Origin of the sequence: Neisseria sp. P0007.S010 (assembly GCF_051962875.1) — a bacterium.
Lineage (GTDB): Bacteria > Pseudomonadota > Gammaproteobacteria > Burkholderiales > Neisseriaceae > Neisseria > Neisseria subflava_A.
Window position 1 is genome coordinate 271227 of the sequence record NZ_JBQCUX010000001.1, and the last position, 26879, is coordinate 298105.

Below are 26879 nucleotides of genomic sequence, written 5' to 3' on the forward strand. Positions count from 1 at the left end.
AGCCTGTTTTAAGGTTATGATTCAATCCAAATGAAAACGACAGACATCAAGGCCATGAAAGAACTCGACAAAACCGACTTAAAAATTCTCAAGCTCCTACAACAAAACGCACGTATCCCCATGACCGAATTGGCTGAAAAAGTCGGCCTATCCACCACGCCGGTAACCGAACGCGTCCGCCGCTTGGAACGCGACAACCTTATCACCGGCTATCACGCCCATCTGAATCCTCATGCTTTAGGCCAAAGCCTCTTGGTCTTTGTCGAGCTGAAACTACGCTCCAAATCCGGCAATATTTTTGAAGACTTCAAACGCGAAGTGCTGAAGATTCCGCAAATCTTGGAATGCCACTTAGTCTCCGGCGAATACGACTACCTTATCAAAGTCCGCCTGCCCAATATGTCCGCCTATCGCGATATGCTCGGCAATATCCTGCTGCAACTGCCGGCTGCGTCCGAAAGCCGCAGCTATGTTGTCATGGAAGAAGTCAAAGAAGAAGTAGTATTAGACATCTAATTCTATTCAACACACAAAGGCCGTCTGAAAGATTACAACATTCAGACGACCTTTATTTTAAATAGGCAAAAAAAAATGCACACATCCGACAGAATGTGTGCCAAGTCTACAAAGGAGAAATAGAGGAGAAACTATTAACTGACTACTCGAACCAGCTAACGAAACGAATTATGCAACAAGATATTCAACCGCGCAAGTATTTTTCTTGTAAAATTTCTTAATTATTCAATTAACAGATTTTAAATGTAATCATGTTTCAATGCAGATAAAAAAATGCGCATACCGTTTCGATATGCGCCAAGTCTACAAAGGAGAAATAGAGGAGAAAAATCAAGCTGCATCAAGCAACTCAACGGCGCGAATTATCCTTGTCTTCTACCCTCCTGTCAACTGTTTCCCCATCTATTTTCAAGTATTTTGCTAAAAAACAACAAAGTCGCTATCCCCCTATTTTTCTTGCTATTTTCGCCCATATATAAAAAGAATTTAGGGCCGTCTGAAACATATATTGCCACTAAAGATAAACGGCCCCATACTCACACATTCATAGTCCATATCAACCCAACCCAAAGACCATGACCACCCCGCTTTCCCTTGCCGTTGTCGGCCATACCAACACAGGCAAAACTTCGCTCTTACGTACGCTTTTGCGCGACAGTACCTTCGGCGAAGTGAAAAACGCGCCATCCACCACGCGCCATGTCGAAGAAGCCCTCATCAATGATGGTGAAGACAGCTTGGTTTACCTCTACGACACACCCGGCCTTGAAGATGCTGGCGGCGTGTTGGACTGGCTGGAAACCCATACATCCGCACGCGATGACGGCATTGAGCGCATCCAGCAATTCCTCAACAGCCATGAAGCGCATCACGAGTTTAACCAAGAGGCCAAAGTGCTGCGCCAAGTCATGCAAAGCGATATGGCCATGTATGTCATCGATGCGCGGGAACCCGTCCTCGACAAATACAAAGATGAGCTGACTATTTTGTCTTGGTGCGCCAAGCCCATCATGCCCGTGTTCAACTTCACCCAAAATCAAGACCTGACCGCTTGGACCAATATGCTCGCCCGCAGAAACCTGCATGTTTACGCCGGTTTCGATACCGTTGCCTTCGACTTTGAAGGCGAAATCCCATTGTGGGACAACCTTGCCACCATGTTACCTAAGCGCGACATCCTCGACCGCCTCATCAATATGCGCCGTCGCGAGTGGCAACGGCTGGATACGGAAGCACGCCGTGAAATTGCCGATTTTCTGCTGGATGCCGCCGCATTTACCCAAGAAATTGCTAAAAACGACGACCCTGCCCCGACTTTGGAAGTCATGCAATCGGAAATCCGCCAACTTGAGCGGCAAATGCAACAACACCTGTTCACACTTTACCGCTTCTATCACGACGAAGTCGGCAGCGACAGCACATGGATGCCCAAAGCCTTCAAACAAGATCCGTTTGACAGCGAATTGCTCAAACATTACGGCATCCGTACCGGTACCGGCGCAACCGCAGGCGCGCTCATCGGCTTAGGTTTGGATATTGCCACACTTGGCGGCTCACTTGGCTTGGGTACGGCCATCGGCGGACTATTGGGTGGTATTTTGCCCAATGCCCAAGACATCACTGACAAAATCAACGGTCGACAAACCCTGCATACCGATCCGGAAACCCTTACCCTACTCGCCGCACGCGCACTGGATTTGTTGCACGTTTTGCAAACGCGCGGCCACGCGGCTCAATCACATATCGAGCTAAAAGAACGCAAAGCGCCATGGAATACGGCCAAATTGCCAAGCGAACTCAACAAAGCACGCAGCAACCGCAAATGGTCTTCGCTCAATACACACCAGCCCGAAGCCAGCCGTAACGAACGCGCAGCCTATGTCGCCACTTTAAGCGAGAAATTAAAAGCTTAGAATTGCCGCATAACAAAAAGGCCGTCTGAAACCCAAATGTTTCAGACGGCCTTTTAAGCTTAGCAGGCAAATATTTATTCAGAAGCTTTGGTTTCGCGTTTCAAACCGCCGCCAAGTGCTTTATACAAGTCGGCAAGGTTTTCCAAACGGGTCAGCTGATTAGCCAAAAGAGCAGTTTCTGCGCCGTAACTGCTGCGCTCGGCATCCAGCAAATCCAATGCACTGGATACGCCATGTTTGTAGCGCAGGCTGATGAGGCGCAGGCTGTCGTTGTAGGCACGGCTTTGTTTGCTCAAAGCGGCATAGCTTTTATCCAGCTGTTCGCGTGCAACCAACGCATTGGAAACGTCTTTGAATGCGGATTGAACAGCGGCTTCATAAGCAACGATTTGTGCCTGTTGGCGCAGTTTGGCTACGTCAAGATTGGCTTTGTTTGTGCCCCAATCAAAGATAGGCAGAGTGATGGATGGTGCAAAAGCCCAAATACCCGTGCCGCTCTTAAACAGGCCGCTCAACTCGCCGGAAGCGGTACCGACAGAACCGGTCAGGCTGATGCGCGGGAAAAACGCCGCACGTGCCGCACCGATATTGGCATTGGCTTGTTTGAGCGCGTGTTCGGCCGCACGGATATCCGGACGGTTGAGCAACAGGTCCGAACTCAAACCGGCAGGCAGTTTGGTCATTTTGAACTGTTTGTTCAAAGGCAAACCGGCAGGCAAGTCTTCAGGCAAAGGTTGATTAATCAACATAGCCAAGGAATTTCGCGCTTGCTCGCGGTTTTTTACCGCAGATGCGTAATCGGCTTTGGCCGATTCAATCAGCGCTTCCTGTTGGTGCAAATCAACGGCGGAAATCACGCCGGCCTTATGGCGTAATTGCGAGAGCTTGTAAGTCGCTTCACGGGTTTGTAATACGCGTTGTGCCAATGCCATGGTTTCTTCCGCGTAGCGTTCGTTAAAGTAGGCTTTGGCAACGGTAGAAATCAGGGTCAGATGGGCGGCATCGCGGTTTGCGGCCACATTAAAATAACCTTGCAACGCGGCTTCGCTGGTGCTGCGGACACGGCCGAAGAGGTCAAGCTCATAAGAGGCTGCGCCCAAACCCACGCTGTATTGGCTGCTAACGCTGCCGCCACTCAAACTGCCTTGACGCGAACCTGTACCGCTGGCATTGACGGTTGGCAACAAATTATTACGCGCAATCATGTATTGCTTGCGGTAGATTTCCGCATTCAGCGCGGCTGTACGCAAATCGGTATTGCGTTCCAATGCGATGTCGATCAGGCGGTGAAGGCGAGGATCGGCAAAGTAATCTTGCCAACCCAATTCGGCTGCACGGATACCGTCGTCAACAGTGTCGTATTTAAACGTATCGGCCACGGCAACTTGAGGCTGCTCATATTTCGGCATCATGGTACAGGCCGACAAAGCCACGGCGGCGGCAACGGCGGTCAGTACAGGTTTGAATGTAATCTTCTTCATTTTAGAATCCTTTAGCATTTTGAGGCCGTCTGAAAATTTTTCAGACGGCCTTTGCTTTAGTGCTTGTCTGAATCGTGTTTACCGTCTTCAATCATGCCGGCTTCAGCGGCGTGTTTGGCGGCCATCTCATGCTCGTGTGCGGTTTCTTTAAAGAATTTGCGCACAACCACATAGAACAAAGGCACAAGGAACACAGACAGAATCGTACCGATCAACATACCCCAGACCACGGTCGTACCAATCGCACGTTGGCTGGCGGAGCTGGCACCGCTGGCAACATAAAGCGGTACCACGCCCAAGATGAAGGCAAACGAAGTCATGATAATCGGACGGAAACGCAAGTGTGCGGCGGCAAGCGCAGCTTCAAGCGCGCTCTTGCCTTGCGCTTGCAGGTCTTTGGCAAACTCGATAATCAAAATCGCGTTTTTCGCACTCAAACCCATCACCGTAACAAAACCGACTTGGAAGTAGATATCGTTGGCGTATGCCGGAATACTGCCCAGCAGTGCCTCAAACATGTTACGGCCGGTCACGCCCAATGCCGCGCCAATCAAGCCCAACGGAATCACAAGGATAACCGCCAACGGGATAGACCAGCTTTCGTACAAAGCAGCCAATACTAAGAATACAGCGGCAGCGGCCAATGCGTACAACACGACAGTTTGTGAGCTGCCTTTAGCCTCTTCACGAGACTGACCGCCCCATTCCAGACTGTAACCGCCGCCCATTTCATCAACCATTTGCTGCACCGCAGCCATGGCTTGACCGGAAGATACGCCATTAACAGGAGAGCCGGAAAGCTCCATTGCCGGATAACCATTGAAGCGGACGCTTTGTTCCATACCGTTTTCCCAAGAAACAGTAGCAATGGTAGAAAGCGGTACGGCAACGCCGGATTTGTTCGGTACAGTCAGGTTCAGAATATCGGCAGGCTGCATACGGGCACTCGCATCAGCTTGTACCATTACGCGTTGCAGACGGCCTTGATTCGGGAAGTCGTTTACATAAGACGAACCCAAAGAAGAAGCCAAAGCAGTACGGATGTCAGAGAACGAAATACCTTGTGCGGCTGCTGCGGCACGGTTGATGTCGATTTTCAACTGCGGCGCATCTTCCAAACCGCTCGCACGAACGGTACTTGGGTTAAACAAACCGCTTTTGCGCATTTTGTCAATCAACTCATTGCGCTTGGCCAATAATGCGGCATGGCCGCTGTTGTTACGGTCTTGCAGGTAAATCGTCAAGCCGGAGCCTGTACCCAATTCCATAATGGCAGGAGGCACAATCGCCAAACCGAAACCGTCTTTCAGCGTAGCCATCATCATGCCGGTCAACTTACCGGAAATAGAAGTCGCATCGCTGCCCGGAGCAGTACGTTCGCTCCAGTCTTTCAGAATGACAAAGCCCAAAGCCATGTTTTGGCCGGAACCGCTAAAACTAAAGCCGGAAACGGTAACAATGTTCTCGATCTCAGGTACAGATTTCGCCAGTTGAGTGATTTGAGCCAAAGTTGCATCGGTACGCTCTTTGGTCGCGCCGGCAGGCAGCTGTACGCTCAACATCAAGTTACCTTGGTCTTCAGTCGGCAAGAAGGAAGTCGGCAGACGCATAAACAGGAATACGCCCACAACAGTCAAACCGATATAGACAACCATCATGCGCAAAGTCTTGCGCAAGACTTTGGCTACCCAGCCTTCGTAGCCGTGTGTCCAGTTGTCGAATTTCTTGTTAAACCAACCGAAGAAACCTTTTTTCTCTTCGTGATGACCATTCTGAATCGGCTTGAGCATGGTGGCACACAATGCCGGAGTCAGCGTCAAAGCAAGGAATGCGGAGAAGCCGATCGATGCCACCATGGTCAGGGCAAACTGTTTGTAAATGTTACCGGTTGCACCGCTAAACATTGCCAGCGGCACAAATACGGACATCAACACGGCAGTAATACCGATCACCGCGCCGGAAATCTGACTCATCGCTTTTTTGGTTGCAGCCTTAGGCGGCAGACCTTCGCTCGCCATAATACGCTCAACGTTTTCAACGACCACAATCGCATCATCGACCACAATACCAATTACCAATACCATCGCAAACATGGTCAATACGTTAATCGACATACCCATATATGAGATAAAGGCAAAACCGCCCAACAGGGAAATCGGCACGATAATAGTCGGAATCAGCGTATAGCGGATATTTTGCAGGAAGAGATACATCACCAAGAATACCAATACGATGGCTTCCAAAAGCGTATGGATCACTTTCTCAATCGAAATTTCCACAAATTTGGAAGTATCGTAAGGAACTTTCCAGCTCATGCCGTCTGGAAAATACTTCTGCAAAACTGCCATTTTTTCTTTCACGGCAGTCGCCGTTGCCAAAGCGTTACCGCTGTTGGACAGCATCACTGCCATACCGGTGGTATTCACGCCGTTCAAACGTGTGGAAGTAGAATAGTCCTGCATACCCAAGCTGACTTTGGCAACGTCTTTCAGATAGACATTAGAACCATCGGTATTGGATACCAAAATGATGTTGCCAAACTCTTCAGCCGTTCTTAATTGCCCTTCCGCAGTAACGGTCGCCGAAATGGTCTGACCTGCAGCCGCCGGCAAAGAACCGATAGAGCCTGCAGAAATTTGGATATTTTGAGTAGCCAGTGCGTTGGTTACCGTTGCAAAAGACAGGTTGTAGTTTTGCAGTTTTTTCGGGTCAACCCAAATACGCATGGCGCGTTGCGCACCAAACAATTGTACCTGCCCTACCCCGTCGATACGCTGCAGTTCAGGAATGATATTGCGCTGGGCGTAATCGTTCATTTCCTCAATGGATTGCTTTTCAGAAGAAAGCATGACCACTTGCAAGAAGTTGGAACGCGCTTTAGATACGGTTACACCATATTGCTGTACGGTAGACGGCAATGTGGACAACACTTCCGACAATTTGTTCTGCACGTCCACCTGCGCCAAATCTTCATTGGTTTCCGGTGTAAACGTCAGACTGACGCTGCCGCTGCCGCTGGAATTGGCAGAAGTCGTCATATAGTCCAAACCTTCCACACCGTACATATTACGTTCGATAACGGCCAGTACACTGTCTTCCATTACCTGAGCAGAAGCGCCCGGATAAGTAGCGCGCAAAGTAATGGTCGGTGCTGCAACGGACGGATATTGGGAAATTGGCAGTTTTTGAATGCCGAAAATACCCGCTGCGATGATAAAAATCGCAATAACCCATGCAAAGATGGGGCGGTCAATAAAAAACTTAGACATTCACGCGTTCCTTATTTGGCTTCAGATGCAGCTTTAGCTTCAGGCTTGGCCTCGGATGCAGCCTGGCCGTCTGAAACTGCCGGGGTTGCCGCTGCGGCGTTTGCAGGCGGCGTCCATTCTTTCGGCGTTACCTTTTTAGCACCTGACATAGCGGCAATGCTGGTACCTTCGACAACCACTTTGTCGCCGTCTTTCAGGCCGTCTGTAATCACCCAATTAGTACCTTGCTGTTGGGCTACGGTCACGACACGCGCTTCCATTTCGCTCTTGTCATTCACCACCATCACAGTATCTTTTGTACCGCGGGTAACTGCTTGTTGCGGCACTACAAATGCATTATCAACAGCCACTTGCTCCATCAATACGCGTACATACAAGCCCGGCATCAAGATATTTCTGTCATTAGGAATGGCAGCGCGCAAGGTAATTTGACCGGTCGTTTCGTTAACAGTCGGATCTGCAAACAGCAGACGGCCTTTTTCAGGGTAAACCGTACCGTCGTCAAATTTGATGTCCACTGCAATCGCGCCGTTTGCCGCCAACAATTTGCCTTCAGCAACCTGTTGACGCAGTTTCATAACCTCACTGGCAGATTGGGTAACGTTGACATACATCGGATTGGTTTGTTGGATGGTGGCCAAAACGGTGGTATCGCCGGCATTCAACAGCGTACCTTCAGAAACTTTAGATTGACCGATAAAGCCGGAAATCGGCGCAGTAATGCGGGAGCGGTTCAGGCTGATACCGGCAGATTTGATAGCTGCTTGTGCAGATTTGACGCCTGCCTCGGCTGAGCGCTTGGCGGTTACGGCTGCATCATATTCCTGTTGGCTGATGGCATCGGCGGCAACCAGCGGTTTGTAGCGGGCCAAGTCGGCATTCGCTTTGGCCAAAGTCGCTTGCGCACTCGCCAACTGGGCGCGTGCGCTTTCTAAGTTTGCTTCATAAGTCGAGCTGTCGATTTGGTATAAAGGCTGACCGGCTTGCACATAGCTGCCCTCTTGGAATAGGCGTTTTTGCAAAATACCGCCGACTTGGGCGCGAACTTCAGCAGTACGCAATGATTCCAGACGGCCCGGCAACTCGGTTGTCAATGCAACGGTTTCCGGATGCACGGTAACCACGCGGACTTCAGGGGCAGGTTGATTTTGCTGTTGCTGACTGCCTTGCGCCTGTTGGCCGGCTGCCTTCTCATCGCCTTTGCCGCAAGCAGAAAGCGCCAATGCAGTAGCCGCCGCAATCGATACGACACGCATCATTTTAGAAGCATAAAGAGCCATAATTTTCCTATCTCTATGATAAATAAGGGTTTGACTAATTAAAAATTGATTACTTTAATTTCATATTTCATAAGCAGAAATTGCCTGCTTTTGTGAAAAACAGGCTGATTATATAGTGTTGAGAAACACTATATAATATTAAATTGAATTATACATACATTCTTGCATGTTCAGAAGTAATTTTTTATAATCCGAACCATAAATTTACATTTCCTACAAAACAACTATGAGAAGAACCAAAACCGAAGCCTTAAAAACCAAAGAATATCTCATGCTTGCCACATTGGATACGTTTTATCAGAAAGGCATTGCCCGCACCTCGCTTAACGAAATTGCCCAAGCCGCAGGCGTAACGCGCGGCGCGCTGTATTGGCATTTCAAAAACAAAGAAGATTTGTTTGACGCCTTGTTCCAACGGATTTGCGACGACATCGAAAGCTGCATAAAAGAAGACTCGAACAACAATAACGAACAGGCTTGGTCAAGCTTCCGACTGACCCTGACCCGTTTTTTCGAGCGCCTGCAACACAACGAGCTTCACTATAAATTCCACAGCATTTTGTTTTTAAAATGCGAACACACCGAGCAAAACGAGGCGGTCATTGCCATCGCTAAAAAACACCAATCACTATGGCGTGAAAAAATCGTTGCTGTCCTGACTGATGCGGTACAACAAAAAGCGTTGGCGGATAATTTGGATATCGATATGGCAGTCATCTTCATCAAGTCTTCATTAGACGGCTTTATTTGGCGCTGGCTTTCTTCAGGTCAAGGCTTCGATTTAGCTCAAACTGCCCCACGCATGATTGAAATCATCATTGATACATTGGAAAACCATCCGCAATTAAGAAAACAATCATAAACATCAAAAATAAAAGGCCGTCTGAAACATTAAAAGTTTCAGACGGCCTTTTGGTTCAAACCTGCTTAACGTGTTACCGGTTTGTAACGGATACGTTTCGGTTTCGCGCCCTCTTCGCCCAAACGGCGTTTCTTGTCGGCTTCGTATTCCTGATAGTTACCGTCGAAGAACACCCATTTAGAGTCGCCTTCACAAGCCAAGATATGCGTAGCGATACGGTCGAGGAACCAGCGGTCGTGCGAAATCACCATCACGCTGCCGGCAAATTCCAACAATGCGTCTTCCAGCGCGCGCAGGGTTTCTACGTCGAGGTCGTTGGACGGTTCGTCCAGCAGTAAGACATTACCGCCGCTCAACAAAGTTTTTGCCAAGTGCAGACGGCCGCGTTCGCCGCCGGAAAGTTGCCCCGCAATTTTGCTTTGGTCGCTGCCTTTGAAGTTAAAGCGTCCCAAATATTGGCGGGCTGGAATTTCAAACTGACCAACCTGCAAAATATCGCGGCCTTCGGCGATGTTGTCGAACACGGTTTTGTCGTTTTGCAAACCTTCGCGGCTTTGGTCGATCAAGCTCATTTTCACGGTTTGACCGATTTTCACTTCGCCGGAATCAGGCTGCTCTTTGCCTGAAATCATTTTAAACAGCGTAGATTTACCCGCGCCGTTCGGACCGATGATGCCGACAATCGCGCCCGCAGGTACTTTAAAGCTCAAATCGTCAATCAGCACTTTATCGCCGAACGATTTGGAAACGTTCACAAATTCAATGACTTCGTTACCCAAACGTTCGGCAACAGGGATAAAGATTTCCTGAGTTTCGTTGCGTTTTTGGTATTCGTAGTTGCTCATTTCTTCAAAACGCGCCAGACGCGCTTTGGACTTGGCTTGGCGGCCTTTGGCATTTTGGCGTACCCATTCCAATTCCTGCTTCATCGCTTTCACGCGCGCAGCTTCGGATTTCGCCTCGTTTTCCAAACGTTTTTCTTTCTGCTCCAGCCAAGACGAGTAATTGCCTTTCCACGGAATACCGTGTCCGCGGTCGAGTTCCAAAATCCATTCGGCGGCGTTATCGAGGAAGTAGCGGTCGTGCGTTACCGCAACCACTGTACCTGGGAAGCGGACCAAAAATTGCTCCAGCCATTCGACAGATTCCGCGTCCAAGTGGTTGGTCGGCTCATCCAGCAAAAGCATATCGGGCTTGCTCAACAAAAGTTTGCACAAAGCAACGCGACGTTTTTCACCGCCGGACAAATTGCCGATTTGGGCATCCCAATCAGGCAGGCGCAGCGCGTCAGCAGCAATTTCCAATTCATGCTCTGCACCGCCGCCGGTAGATGAACCCGCCGCAATAATCGCTTCCAAACGGCCTTGTTCTTCCGCCAACGCGTCAAAATCCGCATCAGGATTGGCATACTCGGCATATACTTCTTCCAAACGTTTTTGTGCGGCAGCCACTTCGCCCAAACCGCTTTCCACTTCCTCGCGTACGGTTTTTTCAGGATCAAGCTCAGGCTCTTGCGGCAAATAGCCGATTTTAATGCCGCCCATCGGCACGGCTTCGCCCTCAAATTCTTTATCCACGCCCGCCATAATCCGCAGTACAGTAGATTTACCCGCACCGTTCAAACCGAGCAAACCGATTTTTGCACCGGGGAAAAATGAAAGGGAAATGTCTTTAATAATGGTTTTTTGCGGCGGCACAACCTTGCTCACGCGCAGCATAGAATAGACGTATTGTTGGGACATAGTTTTCTCGTTTCCGTCAAACAAATTTCAGACGGCCCATTTTAACCTATTGCCCCAATACTTGCTTGTTCAAATGCCGTCTGAAAATAGAAATAAGCATCAAAATATACACCGAGCCGAACCGATACCCTCATTGCCCGACGGTATCAATGCCAAACCGCAAAAAATTTGATTTAAGCCAGTTTATCCTTGAACTGGCATTGCCAATATCCGGCGCGCTTCATAAAATGCACCTATATCCTTGAAAGTACGCACACAAACAATAACGACAGAGAACACCACACCAAGGAACCTTTCAGATTTCTCAATAAAAATACTTTTTAAAAAAAGGATTTACCTCATGTCGGAAAATACGCAAAAAACAGCAAAACAAGGTTTGCCGTCACTGGCAAAAAGTACGATTTGGATGCTGAGCTTCGGCTATCTCGGCGTTCAGACGGCCTTTACCCTGCAAAGCTCACAAATGAGCCGAATTTTTCAAACTTTAGGCGCTGACCCGCACAATTTGGGCTGGTTTTTCATTCTGCCCCCATTGGCCGGTATGTTGGTTCAGCCGATTGTGGGCTACTACTCAGACCGCACCTGGATGCCGCGCTTGGGCGGCCGCCGTCTGCCCTATCTGCTTTACGGTACGCTGATTGCGGTTATCGTGATGATTCTGATGCCCAATTCGGGCAGCTTCGGTTTCGGCTACGCTTCTTTGGCGGCTTTGTCGTTTGGCGCGCTGATGATTGCGCTGTTGGACGTGTCGTCGAATATGGCGATGCAGCCGTTTAAGATGATGGTCGGCGACATGGTCAACGAGGAGCAGAAAAGCTACGCCTACGGGATTCAAAGTTTCTTAGCGAATACGGGCGCGGTTGTGGCGGCGATTCTGCCGTTTGTGTTCGCGTATATCGGTTTGGCGAACACGGCCGAAAAAGGCGTTGTGCCGCAAACCGTGGTCGTAGCATTCTATGTGGGTGCAGCCTTACTGATTATTACCAGTGCGTTCACCATCTTCAAAGTCAAAGAATACGATCCGGAAACCTACGCCCGCTATCACGGCATCGACGTCGCTGCGAATCAAGAAAAAGCCAACTGGTTCGAACTTTTAAAAACCGCGCCTAAAGCGTTTTGGACGGTGACTTTGGTGCAATTCTTCTGCTGGTTCGCCTTCCAATATATGTGGACTTACTCAGCAGGCGCGATTGCAGAAAACGTTTGGCAGACAACCGATGCTTCTTCCGTAGGCTATCAGGAAGCGGGCAACTGGTACGGCGTTTTAGCTGCGGTGCAATCCATTGCTGCCGTTATCTGCTCGTTTATTCTGGCAAAAGTACCGAATAAATACCATAAAGCCGGTTATTTCGGTTGCTTGGCTTTGGGTGCACTCGGTTTCTTCTCCGTTTTCTTCATCAGCAATCAATACGCACTGGTGTTGTCTTATACCTTAATCGGTATTGCGTGGGCCGGTATCATTACCTATCCTTTGACGATTGTGACCAATGCCCTCTCAGGCAAACACATGGGTACTTATTTGGGTCTGTTTAACGGCTCTATCTGTATGCCTCAAATCGTCGCCTCCCTGCTGAGCTTTATCCTCTTCCCTATGCTGGGCAGCCATCAAGCAACCATGTTCTTGGTTGCAGGCGCAGTCTTGCTGCTTGGAGCCTTCTCAGTATGTCTGATTAAAGAGACCCACGGCGAATAATCCATCAATACCATCGGCAAAGGCCGTCTGAAACCTTTGCCGAACTTACAATTTTAATAACAGGAGCTTCATAAATGTATACAAGAATCATGGAAATCAGCCCTTGGACGCTGCGTTCGGCAAAACTGGAAAAAGAACACAAACGGCTGCAAGAGAGCCTGACCAGCTTGGGCAACGGCTATATGGGTATGCGCGGCAGCTTTGAAGAAACCTACTCCGCCGACAGCCACTTGGGCACCTACATCGCCGGCGTGTGGTTCCCCGACAAAACCCGCGTCGGCTGGTGGAAAAACGGCTATCCCAAATATTTCGGCAAAGCCATCAACGCGCTCAATTTCAGTAAAGTAAAAATCTTTGTCGACGATCAGGAAGTGGACTTGGCGAAAAACGACGTTACCGACTTCTCCGTCGAACTCGATATGCAGCACGGCGTGTTGCGCCGTTCGTTCACCGTATTCGGCGTGCGTTTCGATGTGTGCAAATTCCTGTCCGTCGCGCAAAAAGAGCTGGCGGTCATCCGCTGGGAAGCCGTATCCGTTGACGGCAAAACCCACCAAGTCCGCATCGATTCCATCATCGATGCCGACGTGAAAAACGAAGACTCTAACTACGAAGAAAAATTCTGGCAGGTATTAGACAAAGGCGTTTCAGACGACCGCTCCTACATTGCCACCCAAACCGTCGTTAATCCTTTCGGCGTGGAACAATTCATCGTCAACGCCGAGCAAACCTTCGTCGGCAGCTTCAAAGCCCTCGGCGGCAGCCAAACCGACTGGCAGGTCTCCAATTCTTTCGAAGCCGAAGTCGACGGCACGCCCGAAACTTTTGAAAAACGCGTGATTGTTACCACCAGCCGCGATTATCAAGGCTTGGAAGCAGTGAAAGCCGCAGGCCGCGCCTTGTCGGAAAAAATCGCAGGCGTTGCGTTTGAAACCTTGCTGGACGCGCACAAAGCGGGCTGGCTGCACCGTTGGGAAATTGCCGACGTGGTCATCGAAGGCAGCGACGAAGCGCAGCAGGGCATCCGCTTCAACCTGTTCCAACTGTTCTCCACCTACTACGGCGAAGACGCGCGCCTGAACATCGGCCCCAAAGGCTTTACCGGCGAAAAATACGGCGGCGCAACCTATTGGGACACCGAAGCCTACGCCGTGCCGCTTTACCTCGCACTGGCGGAACCCGAAGTTACCCGCAACCTGCTGCAATACCGCCGCAACCAACTGCCGCAGGCGCAGCACAACGCGCGCGAACAGGGCTTGGCGGGCGCACTCTATCCGATGGTGACGTTTACGGGCATCGAGTGCCACAACGAATGGGAAATCACCTTCGAGGAAATCCACCGCAACGGCGCGATTCCTTACGCCATCTACAACTACACCAACTACACCGGCGACGAAAGCTATCTTGCCAAAGAAGGCTTGGAAGTCTTGGTCGAAGTGTCCCGCTTCTGGGCGGACCGCGTCCACTTCTCCAAACGCAACGGCAAATACATGATTCACGGCGTAACCGGCCCGAACGAATACGAAAACAACATCAACAACAACTGGTACACCAACACCCTCGCCGCATGGGTATTGGACTACACCCGCGAAGCCCTGGCGAAATACCCGCGTCCGGATTTGAACGTGAGTGCCGCCGAGCTGGAAAAATGGGCAGACATCAGCGCGAATATGTACCGTCCGCATGACGAAGAACTCGGCATATTCGTGCAGCACGACGGCTTCCTCGACAAAGACATCCGCCCCGTGTCCGCGCTTTCGCCCGACGATTTGCCGCTCAACCAGAAATGGTCGTGGGACAAAATCCTGCGTTCGCCCTTCATCAAACAGGCGGACGTATTGCAAGGCATCTACTTCTTCGGCGACCGTTTCAATATCGACGAAAAACGCCGCAACTTCGACTTCTACGAACCGATGACCGTGCACGAAAGCTCGCTGTCGCCTTGTATCCACGCCATCCTTGCCGCCGAACTAGGCAAAGAAGAAAAAGCTGTGGAAATGTACCAGCGCACCGCCCGCCTGGACTTGGACAACTACAACAACGACACCGAAGACGGCCTGCACATCACCTCCATGACCGGCTCGTGGCTCGCCATCGTCCAAGGTTTCGCCCAAATGAAAACTTGGGGCGGCAAACTCAGCTTCGCACCGCTCCTACCGAGCGCATGGACAGGCTACGCCTTCCACATCAACTACCGTGGCCGTCTGATTAAAGTCGCCGTCGGCAAAGAAAACGTCGTCTTCACCCTGCTCAAAGGCGAACCGCTCGATTTGCAGGTGTACGGCAAAGACATCACGCTCAACGGCAGCCACACTGTCACGTTGGAAAAATAAGGAGGGCGCAAAATGACTTTTACCGCAGTGCTCTTTGACCTCGACGGCGTCATTACCGACACCGCCGAATACCACTACCGCGCATGGAAAAAGCTCGCCGAAGAACTGGACATCAGCATCGATCGCAAATTTAACGAGCAGCTCAAAGGCGTGTCGCGCGACGATTCGCTCAAACGCATCCTCGCGCACGGCGGCAAAACCGTCAGCGAAGCCGAGTTCGCCGAACTGACCCGCCGTAAAAACGACAACTACGTCGAGATGATTCAGGCAGTCAAACCCGAAGATGTGTACCCCGGCATTTTGCCGCTGCTGGAAGCATTGAAGGCAAACGGCAAAAAAATCGCCCTTGCGTCCGCCAGCAAAAACGGCCCGTTCCTGCTCGAACGCATGGGGCTGACCCACTTCTTCGACGCCGTCGCCGACCCTGCCGCCGTCGCGCATTCCAAACCCGCCCCCGACATCTTCCTCGCCGCCGCCGAGGGCGTGGGCGCGGATATCCGCCAATGCATCGGCATCGAAGACGCCGCAGCAGGAGTAGCCGCCATCAAAGCCTCCGGCGCCTTGCCTATCGGAGTGGGCAAAGCCGAAGACTTAGGCAGCGACATCGCGCTGGTGTCCGGCACCGCCGAGCTGACCTACGCCTACCTGCAAAACGTGTGGGCACAGTCGGGCAGGTAAAATACTAAGGAAGTAAAAAGGCCGTCTGAAAACTGGATTTCAGACGGCCTTTATTCTAAAAGTTTCCAGACGACGTTTGAGGTCTTCTGAAAGTTTGAAACAGTGGTGAGAACGACAGACAACGCGTGCGTGCGTACCGCACACACCCTACACCTCGGTTTTAAAGTTTGTGCCATTCGCAGGTGGGGTGTGTAGTTGGCAGGGATGTAGGCTACGGCTTGCTTATCCTTTCCCCTGCTTGTTACATCGGTTGCTAACGCACCTCCAAAACCATTTTACTTGTAACCCATATCCACAAATAAAATATTTTATGTTTACCCGTAAGTCTGATTTCATATAGAACGCAAATCTTTGCATCTCCAAGTCTAAATAGTCACCCATTTTATCCAAACATGAAGATATTTTGTTGCGCAAATCCATGTCATCAAAATCAATAGGCGAATCATCACCACGATAATTATAAAAATCTAACAAATACTCCCTTAACCTACTGGATATATCAGTGATTTTTTCTAATGCTGGCCTGAAAAAATATGGGAATAATTTAAATACATAAAGTCCAAATTTATCGTTCAAAAATAATAATTCCATAAATTTATTGTGTAAATTTATCTGATTTTCTTGCCTAATACTTTCATTATCAAAATGAAACTTATCTATATTCATTAAATCAATACGGCACTCAAGTATGAGATTTTGTATTTCTTGTAATTTTTCAATTGTTTCTGAGTAAATTCTTTCTTTTCTTTCCCACCATTTCTGTTTAAAAAAATTTTGGAGAGTTAAAAATGCAACAATGAAAGACACTAAAATAGTTATAACATGCCCAATTTCCATACTTATCCCCTAATAATCAAAAATAAATAAGCTATTCTGAGCCAAACAACAAATTCTCTTTAATCCCCCGAATCCTATCCCTCAACACAGCCGCCTCTTCAAACTACAAATCCCTAGCTGCCTGCTGCATGGCTTTTTCCAGTTTGGCGATTTCTTTAATCGCGTCTTCTTCGTTGTGAATCTAGCCGACTTTAACCTTGTTTTTACCTTTCAGACGGCCTTTAATATTTCCAATTAGCCCAATGTTACCATCTCAATCTGCTCCATACTCCTACCTAAGAAGCGTTCGCCAATGGTGCGGAAACGCAGTGGGATGTCGCTAACGTAGAAGCGGTAATCCGGATTGTCGTTTTCTGTATTCAGTAAACCTGCTTGCGCCAAGGCTTTGGCGGTGGCTTCAGCGGTGGTGATGGCGGAATCGACCAAGGTAACGTTTTGTGCTTCGCGGCCGATAAGCGGTTTGAGCAGTGGGAAGTGGGTACAGCCCAACACCAGCGTGTCGATGTCGTCGGCCAAGAGCGGCTTCAGGTATTCGCGTACGGTCAGGCGGGTGACTTCGTGATCGAGCCAGCCCTCTTCTACCAATGGCACAAGCAGGGGCGCGGCTTGTGTGCGCACCAGCGTGTCGTTGTTTTTCGAATGGATAGCGCGCGCGTAGGCATTGCTGTTGACAGTGGTATTGGTCGCGATAATGCCGATTCGGTTGTTTTTGGTGGTTTGCAAAGCGGCTTCCGCACCGGCGGAGATCACGTCCAATACGGGCATATTGCCTGCTTTTTGGCGGATTTTTTGTCCGGCAACGGCGGCGATGGTATTGCACGCGATAACCAGTGCTTTGACATCGTTTTCCAGCAGGAAATCGACAATCTGCATGGCGAAGGTTTCTATAGTGGCGCGGGATTTGGTGCCGTAGGGAACGCGTGCGGTATCGCCGAAATAGATGATGTTTTCCATCGGCAGGCGTTCCATCAGGGCGCGGACGTTGGTCAAGCCGCCGACGCCGGAATCGAATACGCCGATGGGGCGTTGTTTGCTGGTACTCATGGTTAATTTCTTCAATATAGTGTTGAGGCCGTCTGAAACCGTTTTTCAGACGGCCTGAAGGTTAAACATATTCTTTCTTATCGTTTTCCATCCAAGCCTGATGCGAGCAAACCCACAACAGTACGATACCGCACACGGTCGAGCTCAACATCATACCGGCCATTACCAAGGCAGAACCATTATGCAGCCAAGTCGTGGCCATGCCGACCGATGCGCCGATGAGGGATTGGAACACGCCCAAAACGGCATTTGCGCTGCCGCCCTCTTCGCTGAAATAGCCCATAAAGCAGGCTTGAGTGTTCGCGCCGACCAAGCCTTGCGTACCGACTGAAAACATCACACACAGCACCAAAGCCCACAAAGGCGGCAAAGACAGCGACAACACCAAAACCGTCATCAGCAGATTGGCAGCAAATTGGATGATAATGCCCCATTTGAGGATGTTTTGCGGATGCGTACCGGTTTTCAAACGCCATGCGGTAACGCGGTTAAACGACATCATGGTAATGATATTGAGCGCAAATATCCAAGCATATTGGTTTGGCGAAGCATGATACAGTTGTTGGTACACAAACGACGATTCGGTCAAAAAGGCAAACATCGAACCAAAACTAAAAGCTTGGAAAAATAGATAGCCCATCGCGGCGCGTGTTCTCAAAACGCGTTTAAACCTACCGGCCACCACGCCGAACACGTCCATGCTGATTTTGCCTTTTTGGTGCGGCTTGGGCAGGAAATACCACATCAATCCCCAAAGCAGCAGCGAATAGCAGGCCAGAAAACCGAAAATCATGCGCCAGCCGCCCAAATTCTGCAAGCCCGCACCAATCATCGGCGCCATCAGCGGCACAATCATCAAAATAATGCCGATTAAAGCAAACATCTGCGCGGCTTTGCGTCCGGAATAATAATCGCGCACCATAGCGCCGGAAATCACCACAGTCATCCCTGCGCCAAACGCCTGCACGGCACGCAAGTTCAGCAGCTGCTCGACATTATTCACCATCGTCAAACCGACAACGGCGGCAAAGTAAATGCTCAAGCCCACCAAGGCGACAGGTTTGCGGCCTTTAATATCCGAAATCGAACCGCCGACCACCTGGCCAAACGCCACGCCAAACATAAAAAAGCTCAGGCTTTGCTCAATACGGTGGATGTCCGAACCCAGCGACTTCGCCATTTCGGGAATCGCAGGCAGATAAGCATCGACAGAAAACGGCATCAGCGCGACCAACATCGCCATCAGCACGGCCATGGTTTTTTCGCCCAAAGGGGCTTGTTGTGCAGTCATTCCGACTTTCGCTTTCGTAACAAATATTCAAAAACAAAGAAAACAACCGCCTTGTCAGACGGTTGCGGATTGGATGGAATTATAGCAGATTTCAACCCCGTCCAATCACTGCACAAAAACCTTTGCAAAACTTAAGGCCGTCTGAAACTTTGCTTGGTTGAATCCCCCCCGCCGCAAACGTTAAAATGCTTGTTTTTTAAGACAACAAATTGTTTCACATCACGGATTCTAAGGAATAATCATGACTACATTTCAAATTGCGCGTGCCGACGGGAAAACGCTCGAAATCCAAGGCAAAATGGCCAACCGCCACGGCTTGATCGCCGGGGCGACCGGTACGGGTAAAACCGTTACCCTGCGCCGCATGGCGGAAGCCTTCAGCAGCGAAGGCGTCCCTGTATTCTTGGTCGATGTCAAAGGCGATTTGTCGGGCATCGCGCAAGCCGGTGCCAACAGCGGCAAAGTGGGCGAACGCATCGCCGAGTTTGATTTGGGCGAGCAATGGCTGCAAAGTTTCCCCGTGCGCTTTTGGGATGTTTACGGCGAAACCGGTATTCCCGTACGCGTAACCGTTTCAGAAATGGGTCCTATGCTTTTGGCGCGCCTGATGAACCTGAACGACACGCAGGAAGGTCTGTTGAACCTCGTGTTCAAAGTTGCTGACGACAGAGGCTGGCACATTCTGGACTTGAAAGACCTGCGCAGCATGCTGAAACACGTTTCCGACCATGCTTCGGAATACCGCACGCAATACGGCAACGTCTCCGCCGCCAGTATCGGCGCGATTCAACGCCAACTGCTGACTTTGGAAAACGAAGGCGCAGAAAAATTCTTCGGCGAACCTTCCCTCAACCTGCAAGACTGGATGCAAACCGACAACGGCAAAGGCATCATCAACATCCTCAATTCCGAAAAACTGATGCGCTCGCCGCGTATGTACAGCGCGTTTTTGCTGTGGATGCTGGCAGAATTGTTTGAAACCCTGCCCGAAGTCGGTGATTTGGACAAACCGAAATTCGTGATGTTCTTCGACGAAGCGCATTTGATGTTCGACAATGCCGCCAATGCACTGGTCGAACAAATCGAACAAGTCGTGCGCCTGATCCGCTCCAAAGGCGTAGGCGTATATTTCGTCACCCAAAACCCGCTCGACTTACCCGACACTATTCTGGGCCAACTGGGTAACCGCGTACAACACGCCCTGCGCGCCTTCACGCCGCGCGACCAAAAAGCAGTCAAAGCCGCTGCCGAAACCTTCCGCAGCAACCCAAACATCAAAGTTGCCGAAGCGATTGCCGAACTGGGCGTCGGCGAAGCCCTCGTTTCCTTCCTCGACGAAAAAGGCATGCCCGAGCCGGTAGAACGCGCGCTCATCCTGCCGCCGCAATCTTCCTTAACCCCGCTTGCCGCTGAAGAGCGCAACCGCTTGTTCCAAAACGACGATTTGTATCCGACCTACAAAGACATGGTGGACAACTACTCCGCCTTTGAAGCCTTAGCCGAAGCAGACAGCCAAGCAGCCGCTGAAAAAGAAGCCGCAAATGTCGCCAAAGAGCAGGAAAAAGCACAAAAAGCCGCAGAAAAAGAGGCTGCCAATGCCGATCCCGGTATCCTCGGCGGACTGATCGGCGGTTTGAGCGGCGGACGTAAAAAATCCGGCCAAGGTTTGGGCTACAACGTTGCCGACGCCATCGGCAGCCAAATCAACCGTCAAGTGACCAACGCCATTTCCCGCAGCGTAATGGGCATTATTAAAAATATGTTCAAATAATCAGCCTGCAAACACAAAAAGGCCGTCTGAAAATCAATTTCAGACGGCCTTTTATTTATCAATCCAATCAGTTTTTCATCGATTGAACCGGAGCCGGGATTCTACCGCCTCGGTTGACGAACACTTCGCATGAGCCTTCTTTGACCGGCATTACAGGCGCGTAGCCTAACAGGCCGCCGAACTCGACGCTGTCGCCGACGGTTTTTCCGGTTACCGGAATAATGCGCACGGCAGTGGTTTTGCTGTTGATCATGCCGATGGCGGCTTCGTCGGCAATGATGCCGGAAATGGTATGAGCAGGCGTATCGCCGGGGACGGCAATCATGTCCAAACCAACGGAGCAGACGGCGGTCATGGCTTCGAGTTTGTCCAGCGTCAGCACGCCTGCTTCGGCAGCCGCAATCATGCCCTCGTCTTCCGAAACAGGGATAAACGCGCCGCTCAAACCGCCGACTGCGCTGGAAGCCATCATGCCGCCTTTTTTCACGGCATCGTTCAGTAAAGCCAAAGCAGCTGTCGTGCCGTGCGTACCGCAGACGCTCAAACCCATCTCTTCAAGAATGCGTGCCACCGAGTCGCCGACGGCAGGGGTTGGTGCCAACGATAAGTCGAGAATACCAAACGGGATATTCAGCATTTTTGAGGCTTCGCGGCCGATGAGTTCGCCCACACGAGTGATTTTGAAGGCAGTTTTCTTCACTACTTCCGCAACTTCGGTCAAGGTCGTTGCATCTGAATTTTCCAACGCGGCTTTTACGACACCCGGACCGGATACGCCGACATTGATAACGGCATCCGCTTCGCCCGAACCGTGAAACGCGCCCGCCATAAACGGATTATCTTCTACTGCATTACAGAACACGACGATTTTCGCGCAGCCGAAACCTTCGGGCGTGATTTCAGCCGTGCGTTTGATGGTCTCGCCTGCCAGCTTGACCGCATCCATATTGATACCGGCACGCGTGCTGCCGATATTGATGGAGCTGCACACGATATCGGTGGTTTTCATCGCTTCGGGAATGGAACGAATCAACACCTCATCCGAAGGTGACATGCCTTTTTGCACCAGCGCGGAAAAGCCGCCGATAAAGGACACGCCGATGGCTTTGGCAGCTTTATCCAAAGTTTGCGCCACGTTGACATAGGAATCGGCATGGGTAGCTGCAGCGATTTGGGCAATCGGCGTGACGGAAATGCGCTGATTCACAATCGGTACGCCGTATTTGGCAGACAGATATTTTGCCGTCGCCACCAAATCTTTGCCGACCGTAGTGATTTTGTTGTAAATGTTTTGGTTCAATACATCGATATCGGTGCTGATGCAGTCGTGCAGATCAATGCCGATAGTAATGGTGCGCACGTCAAAATTCTGGTCGGCCACCATTTTGACGGTTTCTAAAATCTCGCCGGATTGAATACTCATGGCTCTTCCTCCGACTTAAATACGGTGCATGGCTTGGAAAATTTCTTCGTTTTGCATACGGATATCAAGCGCGAGTTTTTTGCTCTCTTCCGCAAACAAATCCAAAACTTCTTGACGCGATTTGGTGCATTTTGAAGTGTCCACCAAAATAATCATGGTAAAAAAATCGTCCATCAGCTGTTGGCTGATGTTGAGAATATTGATTTGGTTTTCCGCTAAAATTTTGGAAACGTCGTACACAATGCCCACACGGTCTTTACCGATGACGGTGATGACTGAATTGTTCATAACGCTGTTTCTCCTGATAGGATATTTGAAAAGTGTTGACAATTATAACACTCAGGCCGTCTGAAAAACTGTTTCAGACGGCCTGAGTATTCAAATTTCAATTTTAATTATCGCCCTGCTTTCAAAGCCTGCCACAGGCGAACGCTGAGTTTGCTCGCATCGGTTGACTTAGGGGAGACGATGAAGCTTTTTTCCATCAATTCTTTACTTGGGAAAATCGATTCGTCAGAGGTGTATTTTTCATCCATCAAATCACGCGCCGGACGGCTGGCCGGAGCATAAGTCACATAGTTGCCGTTTTTGGCCGCTGTTTCCGGATTGAGCGTGTGATTGATGTATTTGTGTGCATTGGCCACATTTTGCGCATCACGCGGAATCATTAGCGAATCTACCCAAATACCGACGCCGCTTTTCGGCGCCAATACTTCGACTTCGACGCCGTTTCCTGCTTCTTTGGCACGGGTTTTGGCAATATTGAGGTCGCCGCCGTAGCCTACCGATACGCAAAGATTACCAGCAGCCATATCGTCGATATAGCCGGACGAGGTAAAGCGTTTGATGTCGGGGCGCACTTTTTTCATCATATCGACAGCTGCTTTGATGTCGTCAGGGTTTTCGCTGTTCGGATCTTTGCCCAAATAATGCAAAGCCAAAGGAATTTGCTCGATGGCGCTGTCGAAATAGCTGATGCCGCAGGATTTCAGTTTTTGGGTGTATTCAGGGTTAAACACCAAATCCCATTCGTTTTCAGGCAGTTTGTCCGTACCCAAAGCCTTTTGAACCTGCTGTTTGTTAATCGCCAGCGTATTGATGCCCCAGAAATAAGGGACGGCATATTCGTTGCCCGGATCGACGGTTTCCATCATTTTCAACAAATCGGGATCGATATTGGCGTAATCGGGAATTTGCGATTTGTCGATTTTTTGATACGCGCCGGCTTTAATCTGGCGGCCGACATTGGCAATAGACGGCGCAACCAGGTCATAACCTGACTTGCCGGTCAGTAGCTTGGCTTCCAGCGCTTCGTTGCTGTCGTAGTAATCGTAGCGGACGTTGATATTCGTATTTTTTTCAAACGCAGACAGCGTGGCCGGATCGACATAATCCGACCAGTTGTAGATATTGAGTTTATCGGTTTGGGAAGAGGAAGTTTGCGATGCGGAAGATTCTGCGGCGGTTCCTTGTCCGCCGCTACACGCAGTCAAGACGAGGCTCACGATTGCCGCCGCCATCAAAGATTTTTTCATGGTTTCAGACCTTTTGTTCGGGGGGTAAAAATATTGCAGCGGTGGCAGATGCCACTTACAAAAGGGAAACTGTGGGGGCGGCCGGCATGTGTCCTTTGCCCTTGATTCAGCAAGGTTTGCATTAAACGGCAAAAAGCTTTTGAATGCAAGACCTTAAAGCAGAAAAAATTCTCCCTTTTCAGACGGCCTGAAGCTATGGTTTTATTCATAAACAACATTTTTTCAGAAACGGTTTCATGCCGTCTGGGAAAAACTGTGTGCTTATTCAGACGGCCTCAAGATTTGTCAAAACCGCCCAATTTGTGGGAAAATTGCACGATTGAATTTAATGAAGGGCGACACCGTGTTAGACAGAGAAGGCTATCGCCCCAATGTCGGTATTATCCTGATTAACGAACGTAACGAAGTCTTTTGGGGCAAACGCGTACGCGAACATTCATGGCAGTTTCCGCAAGGCGGCATCAAGCCGGGTGAAAGTCCTGAGACCGCCATGTACCGCGAATTGTACGAAGAAGTCGGCCTGTTGCCGCAACACATCAAAATCGTTGGCCGTACGCGCGACTGGTTGCGTTATGACGTTCCCAGCCACTGGGTGCGCCGCGAATGGCGCGGTTCGTATCGCGGACAAAAACAGATTTGGTATCTTTTGCGTTTGGTCGGCCGCGACAGCGACGTCAACCTCCGCGCCTGCCACCATCCTGAATTCGACGGCTGGCGCTGGCACCAATACTGGGCGCCGGTTGACGAAGTCATCGACTTCAAGCGCGGCGTGTATTTGGACGCATTGACCGAACTCTCCCGTTTCTTGCGCGGCATAGAAAGCTATGAAGACTTTATCCGTCGCAATCCAATAGAAAACCTATAACCCAAACGCTTTCAGGCCGTCTGAAAGCGTTGTTTTTCATCCTTTCAGACGGCCTTTACATTATTCCTATGGCTAAAAACAATCAATACAGCGAATCCAGCATTACCGTCCTCAAAGGCTTGGAGCCGGTCAAAGAACGTCCCGGCATGTACACCCGTACCGACAGCCCGACCCATATCTGTCAGGAAGTGATTGATAATGCGGCGGATGAGGCGTTGGGTGGTTTCGCGACTGAAATTGACGTGCAAATTCATGAAGACGGTTCGCTTTCCGTCCGTGATAACGGCCGCGGTATTCCCGTCGGCCTGCACCCTGAAGAAGGCGTACCCGTAGTCGAACTCGTATTCACCCGTCTGCACGCAGGCGGCAAGTTCAACAAAAAAGACGGCGGCAGTGCCTATGCCTTTTCAGGCGGTCTGCACGGCGTCGGCGTATCTGTTACCAACGCCCTTTCCACCCGCCTTGAAGTAACGGTCAAACGCGAAGGCAAAGTCCACCGCATCGTCTTTTCGGGTGGCGACGTCATTGAGCCATTGACTGAAGTGGGCAAATGCGCCGTCAAAGACAGTGGTACCGAAGTGCGCGTGTGGCCGGACGGCAAATATTTTGAAAGCCCAAATTACAGCATTCCCGAACTCGAACGCCTGCTGCGCGCCAAAGCCGTACTGCTGCCGGGCGTACGCGTTTCCCTGACCCGTCCTGTCAAAGGCGAAGACGAAGCACACACCCAAACCTGGCACTATCCAGACGGCCTGAAAAGCTATCTGACCGACCTGATTGCTGACGCGCAAGAAGCCGTGCCTATCTTCTCCTGCGAAAACTACATTTCAGACGGCCACAACGGCGATTTCAGCATTGGAGAAGGCGCAGCATTTGCCCTGACTTGGCTGGAAGAAGGCTCGTGCGCCAACGAAAGCTATGTCAACCTCATCCCCACCCCTTTGGGCGGCACGCATGAAGCAGGCTTGAAACAAGCCGTGTTCAACGCCGTCAACAACTTCATCAATCTGCACAACCTCTTGCCGCGCGGCGTGAAAGTGCAAAGCGACGACGTGTTCGGCAAAACCGCCTTCGTCCTCTCCGCCCGCGTTCTCGACCCGCAGTTCCAAGGTCAAACTAAAGATAAGCTGACCAACCGCGACGCGTTGAAACTCGTCGCCGCCGTAGCGGGCGACCCTTTGGAATTGTGGCTGAACCAAAACGTGGACTTCGGCAAAAAAATCGCCGAACTCGCCATCCGCCAAGCGCAGGCAAGGATGCGTTCGGTTAAAAAAATCGAAAAGAAAAAAGGTAGCGGCGTCGCCGTCCTGCCCGGCAAACTAACCGACTGCGAAAGTGAAGACATCCGCGAAAACGAACTCTTCCTCGTCGAAGGCGATTCCGCCGGCGGCTCTGCCAAACTCGCCCGCGACAAAGCCACACAAGCCATCCTGCCCCTGCGCGGCAAAGTACTCAACAGCTTTGAAGTCCACCCCGACCAGCTCTTCGGCAACGCCGAAATCCACGACATTTCCGTCGCCATCGGTGTCGATCCGCACGGCATCAACGATAATCCCGATTTAAGCGGCCTACGCTACGGCAAAATCGCCATCCTGTCTGATGCCGACGTGGACGGCTCGCATATTCAAGTTTTGCTGCTGACCCTATTCTACCGCCACTTCCCGAAACTGGTCGCTGACGGACACATCTACGTCGCCCAGCCGCCGCTGTTCCGCGTCGATGTCAACGCACAAGGTAAGAGCAAACCTGCCCGCAAATTCTACGCCCTCGACCAAAACGAACTTGACAGCATTTTAGAGCGGCTGCAAAAAGAAGGCGTTAAAGAAACTGCTTATTCCATCAGCCGTTTCAAAGGCTTGGGCGAGATGAACCCCGATCAGCTCAAAGACACCACCATGCACCCCGACACCCGCCGTCTATTGCAGGTACAAATCCCAGAAGGCGCAGATGACGAAACACGCGACATCTTCGTCAAACTGATGGGTAAAGGCGAAGCCGCGGCCCGCCGCGCATGGATGGAAAAAGAAGGCGATACGGCAGAATTGGATATCTAATCCATTGTTTCAATAGACTAAAGGCCGTCTGAAACTTTAAAAGTTTCAGACGGCCTTTATTGAATGATAAGAAAATTAAGGTTGAAAAGTATTTCAATACCCTGTTACTTACCTATTTCTATTTTTGCAGCTTGATTGAGTTTTTAAGACAAATAAAAAAGCACTGATATAATCAGTGCTTTTTAAATAATGGCGCGGCGGACGGGGCTCGAACCCGCGACCCCCGGCGTGACAGGCCGGTACTCTAACCAACTGAGCTACCACCGCGCATCCACTGTCAAAGACAATGAAA

The 26879-nt window shown here is 50.4% G+C and carries 19 protein-coding genes, 1 tRNA gene and 1 pseudogene; 9 read left to right on the forward strand and 12 right to left on the reverse strand.

The features are described 5' to 3' along the window. Window positions 1-54 precede the first annotated feature (54 nt). Window positions 55-516, forward strand: a complete 462-nt coding sequence (locus ACTHR7_RS01380; protein WP_079453694.1) for a winged helix-turn-helix transcriptional regulator — start codon at window positions 55-57, stop codon at window positions 514-516. Window positions 517-1091: 575 nt separating this feature from the next. Then, complete coding sequence (locus ACTHR7_RS01385; protein WP_315094571.1) at window positions 1092-2429, forward strand: GTPase/DUF3482 domain-containing protein; 1338 nt, start codon at window positions 1092-1094, stop codon at window positions 2427-2429. Window positions 2430-2503: 74 nt separating this feature from the next. Here the strand turns inward: ACTHR7_RS01385 and ACTHR7_RS01390 are convergent, their stop codons facing one another. Genes ACTHR7_RS01390 through ACTHR7_RS01400 form a run of 3 tightly spaced genes read right to left on the reverse strand, consistent with a single transcriptional unit; the run spans window position 2504 to window position 8459 of the window. After that, complete coding sequence (locus tag ACTHR7_RS01390; RefSeq protein ID WP_107831885.1) at window positions 2504-3910, reverse strand: efflux transporter outer membrane subunit; 1407 nt, start codon at window positions 3908-3910, stop codon at window positions 2504-2506. Window positions 3911-3966: 56 nt separating this feature from the next. Continuing rightward, window positions 3967-7179, reverse strand: coding sequence for an efflux RND transporter permease subunit (locus tag ACTHR7_RS01395; protein WP_315094568.1), 3213 nt, complete (start codon window positions 7177-7179; stop codon window positions 3967-3969). Window positions 7180-7190: 11 nt separating this feature from the next. Further along, the gene (locus tag ACTHR7_RS01400) at window positions 7191-8459 is read right to left on the reverse strand and encodes an efflux RND transporter periplasmic adaptor subunit (protein ID WP_070629650.1); all 1269 of its coding nucleotides are present in this window, start codon (window positions 8457-8459) and stop codon (window positions 7191-7193) included. A 226-nt stretch (window positions 8460-8685) separates the two neighbouring features. Here ACTHR7_RS01400 and mtrR point away from each other — a divergent pair, with 226 nt between their 5' ends. Then, on the forward strand, window positions 8686-9321 hold the full coding sequence (gene mtrR / locus ACTHR7_RS01405; RefSeq protein WP_070462000.1) for a multidrug efflux system transcriptional repressor MtrR: 636 nt from the start codon (window positions 8686-8688) through the stop codon (window positions 9319-9321). 65 nt (window positions 9322-9386) lie between these two features. Here the strand turns inward: mtrR and ettA are convergent, their stop codons facing one another. Next, window positions 9387-11063 (reverse strand): energy-dependent translational throttle protein EttA, encoded by a 1677-nt coding sequence (gene ettA, locus ACTHR7_RS01410; RefSeq protein WP_070711984.1) that lies wholly within the window; start codon window positions 11061-11063, stop codon window positions 9387-9389. Between the two features lie 340 nt (window positions 11064-11403). On the opposite strand from ettA, the gene ACTHR7_RS01415 reads away from it, so the two are divergent. The 3 genes from ACTHR7_RS01415 to pgmB all read left to right on the forward strand — a co-directional run bounded on the left by ACTHR7_RS01415 (window position 11404) and on the right by pgmB (window position 15767). Beyond that, window positions 11404-12756 (forward strand): SLC45 family MFS transporter, encoded by a 1353-nt coding sequence (locus ACTHR7_RS01415; RefSeq protein ID WP_070588154.1) that lies wholly within the window; start codon window positions 11404-11406, stop codon window positions 12754-12756. Window positions 12757-12830: 74 nt separating this feature from the next. Next, window positions 12831-15089: a glycoside hydrolase family 65 protein gene (locus ACTHR7_RS01420; RefSeq protein ID WP_440370187.1), complete on the forward strand. Its 2259-nt coding sequence runs from the start codon at window positions 12831-12833 to the stop codon at window positions 15087-15089. Window positions 15090-15101: 12 nt separating this feature from the next. Next, window positions 15102-15767, forward strand: a complete 666-nt coding sequence (pgmB, locus tag ACTHR7_RS01425) for a beta-phosphoglucomutase (protein ID WP_440370188.1) — start codon at window positions 15102-15104, stop codon at window positions 15765-15767. A gap of 222 nt (window positions 15768-15989) precedes the next feature. Here the strand turns inward: pgmB and ACTHR7_RS01430 are convergent, their stop codons facing one another. From ACTHR7_RS01430 to ACTHR7_RS01445, 4 genes and pseudogenes are all read right to left on the reverse strand, one after another. Further along, on the reverse strand, window positions 15990-16604 hold the full coding sequence (locus tag ACTHR7_RS01430) for a hypothetical protein (protein ID WP_107867469.1): 615 nt from the start codon (window positions 16602-16604) through the stop codon (window positions 15990-15992). A gap of 31 nt (window positions 16605-16635) precedes the next feature. Then, window positions 16636-16827: pseudogene (locus ACTHR7_RS01435) on the reverse strand (UvrB/UvrC motif-containing protein); the annotation flags it as partial. Between the two features lie 11 nt (window positions 16828-16838). Next, a complete protein-coding gene (gene murI / locus ACTHR7_RS01440; protein WP_049331752.1) occupies window positions 16839-17648 on the reverse strand; it encodes a glutamate racemase in 810 nt (269 codons plus the stop codon). 61 nt (window positions 17649-17709) lie between these two features. Beyond that, window positions 17710-18939, reverse strand: coding sequence for a multidrug effflux MFS transporter (locus tag ACTHR7_RS01445; protein WP_440370189.1), 1230 nt, complete (start codon window positions 18937-18939; stop codon window positions 17710-17712). Window positions 18940-19180: 241 nt separating this feature from the next. Between ACTHR7_RS01445 and ACTHR7_RS01450 the strand changes: the two genes are divergently transcribed. Beyond that, window positions 19181-20710: a helicase HerA-like domain-containing protein gene (locus ACTHR7_RS01450; RefSeq protein WP_440370190.1), complete on the forward strand. Its 1530-nt coding sequence runs from the start codon at window positions 19181-19183 to the stop codon at window positions 20708-20710. Window positions 20711-20777: 67 nt separating this feature from the next. Here ACTHR7_RS01450 and ACTHR7_RS01455 read toward each other — a convergent pair whose 3' ends face one another. The 3 genes from ACTHR7_RS01455 to ACTHR7_RS01465 all read right to left on the reverse strand — a co-directional run bounded on the left by ACTHR7_RS01455 (window position 20778) and on the right by ACTHR7_RS01465 (window position 23668). Beyond that, window positions 20778-22133, reverse strand: coding sequence for a PFL family protein (locus ACTHR7_RS01455; RefSeq protein ID WP_440370191.1), 1356 nt, complete (start codon window positions 22131-22133; stop codon window positions 20778-20780). A gap of 15 nt (window positions 22134-22148) precedes the next feature. After that, entirely contained in the window at window positions 22149-22421 is a 273-nt protein-coding gene (locus tag ACTHR7_RS01460; RefSeq protein WP_003680574.1) for an ACT domain-containing protein, read from the reverse strand. A 107-nt stretch (window positions 22422-22528) separates the two neighbouring features. Next, window positions 22529-23668 (reverse strand): polyamine ABC transporter substrate-binding protein, encoded by a 1140-nt coding sequence (locus ACTHR7_RS01465; protein WP_440370192.1) that lies wholly within the window; start codon window positions 23666-23668, stop codon window positions 22529-22531. Window positions 23669-23996: 328 nt separating this feature from the next. Here ACTHR7_RS01465 and ACTHR7_RS01470 point away from each other — a divergent pair, with 328 nt between their 5' ends. Next, window positions 23997-24533: an RNA pyrophosphohydrolase gene (locus ACTHR7_RS01470; RefSeq protein ID WP_004520487.1), complete on the forward strand. Its 537-nt coding sequence runs from the start codon at window positions 23997-23999 to the stop codon at window positions 24531-24533. 68 nt (window positions 24534-24601) lie between these two features. Beyond that, complete coding sequence (parE, locus tag ACTHR7_RS01475; RefSeq protein WP_440370193.1) at window positions 24602-26587, forward strand: DNA topoisomerase IV subunit B; 1986 nt, start codon at window positions 24602-24604, stop codon at window positions 26585-26587. 190 nt (window positions 26588-26777) lie between these two features. Here the strand turns inward: parE and ACTHR7_RS01480 are convergent. Beyond that, a tRNA-Asp gene (locus ACTHR7_RS01480) sits at window positions 26778-26854 on the reverse strand. Between the last annotated feature and the right edge of the window lie 25 nt (window positions 26855-26879).

What these genes read in the sequence shown, in the direction of transcription:
- murI (WP_049331752.1), bottom strand. Translation starts at nt 17,648, where the DNA reads ATGAGTACCAGCAAACAACGCCCCATCGGCGTATTCGATTCCGGCGTC.
- pgmB (WP_440370188.1), top strand. Translation starts at nt 15,102, where the DNA reads ATGACTTTTACCGCAGTGCTCTTTGACCTCGACGGCGTCATTACCGAC.
- ACTHR7_RS01460 (WP_003680574.1), bottom strand. Translation starts at nt 22,421, where the DNA reads ATGAACAATTCAGTCATCACCGTCATCGGTAAAGACCGTGTGGGCATT.
- ACTHR7_RS01465 (WP_440370192.1), bottom strand. Translation starts at nt 23,668, where the DNA reads ATGAAAAAATCTTTGATGGCGGCGGCAATCGTGAGCCTCGTCTTGACT.
- ACTHR7_RS01430 (WP_107867469.1), bottom strand. Translation starts at nt 16,604, where the DNA reads ATGGAAATTGGGCATGTTATAACTATTTTAGTGTCTTTCATTGTTGCA.
- ACTHR7_RS01380 (WP_079453694.1), top strand. Translation starts at nt 55, where the DNA reads ATGAAAGAACTCGACAAAACCGACTTAAAAATTCTCAAGCTCCTACAA.
- ACTHR7_RS01470 (WP_004520487.1), top strand. Translation starts at nt 23,997, where the DNA reads ATGAAGGGCGACACCGTGTTAGACAGAGAAGGCTATCGCCCCAATGTC.
- ACTHR7_RS01445 (WP_440370189.1), bottom strand. Translation starts at nt 18,939, where the DNA reads ATGACTGCACAACAAGCCCCTTTGGGCGAAAAAACCATGGCCGTGCTG.
- ACTHR7_RS01450 (WP_440370190.1), top strand. Translation starts at nt 19,181, where the DNA reads ATGACTACATTTCAAATTGCGCGTGCCGACGGGAAAACGCTCGAAATC.
- ACTHR7_RS01390 (WP_107831885.1), bottom strand. Translation starts at nt 3,910, where the DNA reads ATGAAGAAGATTACATTCAAACCTGTACTGACCGCCGTTGCCGCCGCC.
- ACTHR7_RS01385 (WP_315094571.1), top strand. Translation starts at nt 1,092, where the DNA reads ATGACCACCCCGCTTTCCCTTGCCGTTGTCGGCCATACCAACACAGGC.
- ettA (WP_070711984.1), bottom strand. Translation starts at nt 11,063, where the DNA reads ATGTCCCAACAATACGTCTATTCTATGCTGCGCGTGAGCAAGGTTGTG.
- parE (WP_440370193.1), top strand. Translation starts at nt 24,602, where the DNA reads ATGGCTAAAAACAATCAATACAGCGAATCCAGCATTACCGTCCTCAAA.
- ACTHR7_RS01415 (WP_070588154.1), top strand. Translation starts at nt 11,404, where the DNA reads ATGTCGGAAAATACGCAAAAAACAGCAAAACAAGGTTTGCCGTCACTG.
- ACTHR7_RS01420 (WP_440370187.1), top strand. Translation starts at nt 12,831, where the DNA reads ATGTATACAAGAATCATGGAAATCAGCCCTTGGACGCTGCGTTCGGCA.
- mtrR (WP_070462000.1), top strand. Translation starts at nt 8,686, where the DNA reads ATGAGAAGAACCAAAACCGAAGCCTTAAAAACCAAAGAATATCTCATG.
- ACTHR7_RS01455 (WP_440370191.1), bottom strand. Translation starts at nt 22,133, where the DNA reads ATGAGTATTCAATCCGGCGAGATTTTAGAAACCGTCAAAATGGTGGCC.
- ACTHR7_RS01400 (WP_070629650.1), bottom strand. Translation starts at nt 8,459, where the DNA reads ATGGCTCTTTATGCTTCTAAAATGATGCGTGTCGTATCGATTGCGGCG.
- ACTHR7_RS01395 (WP_315094568.1), bottom strand. Translation starts at nt 7,179, where the DNA reads ATGTCTAAGTTTTTTATTGACCGCCCCATCTTTGCATGGGTTATTGCG.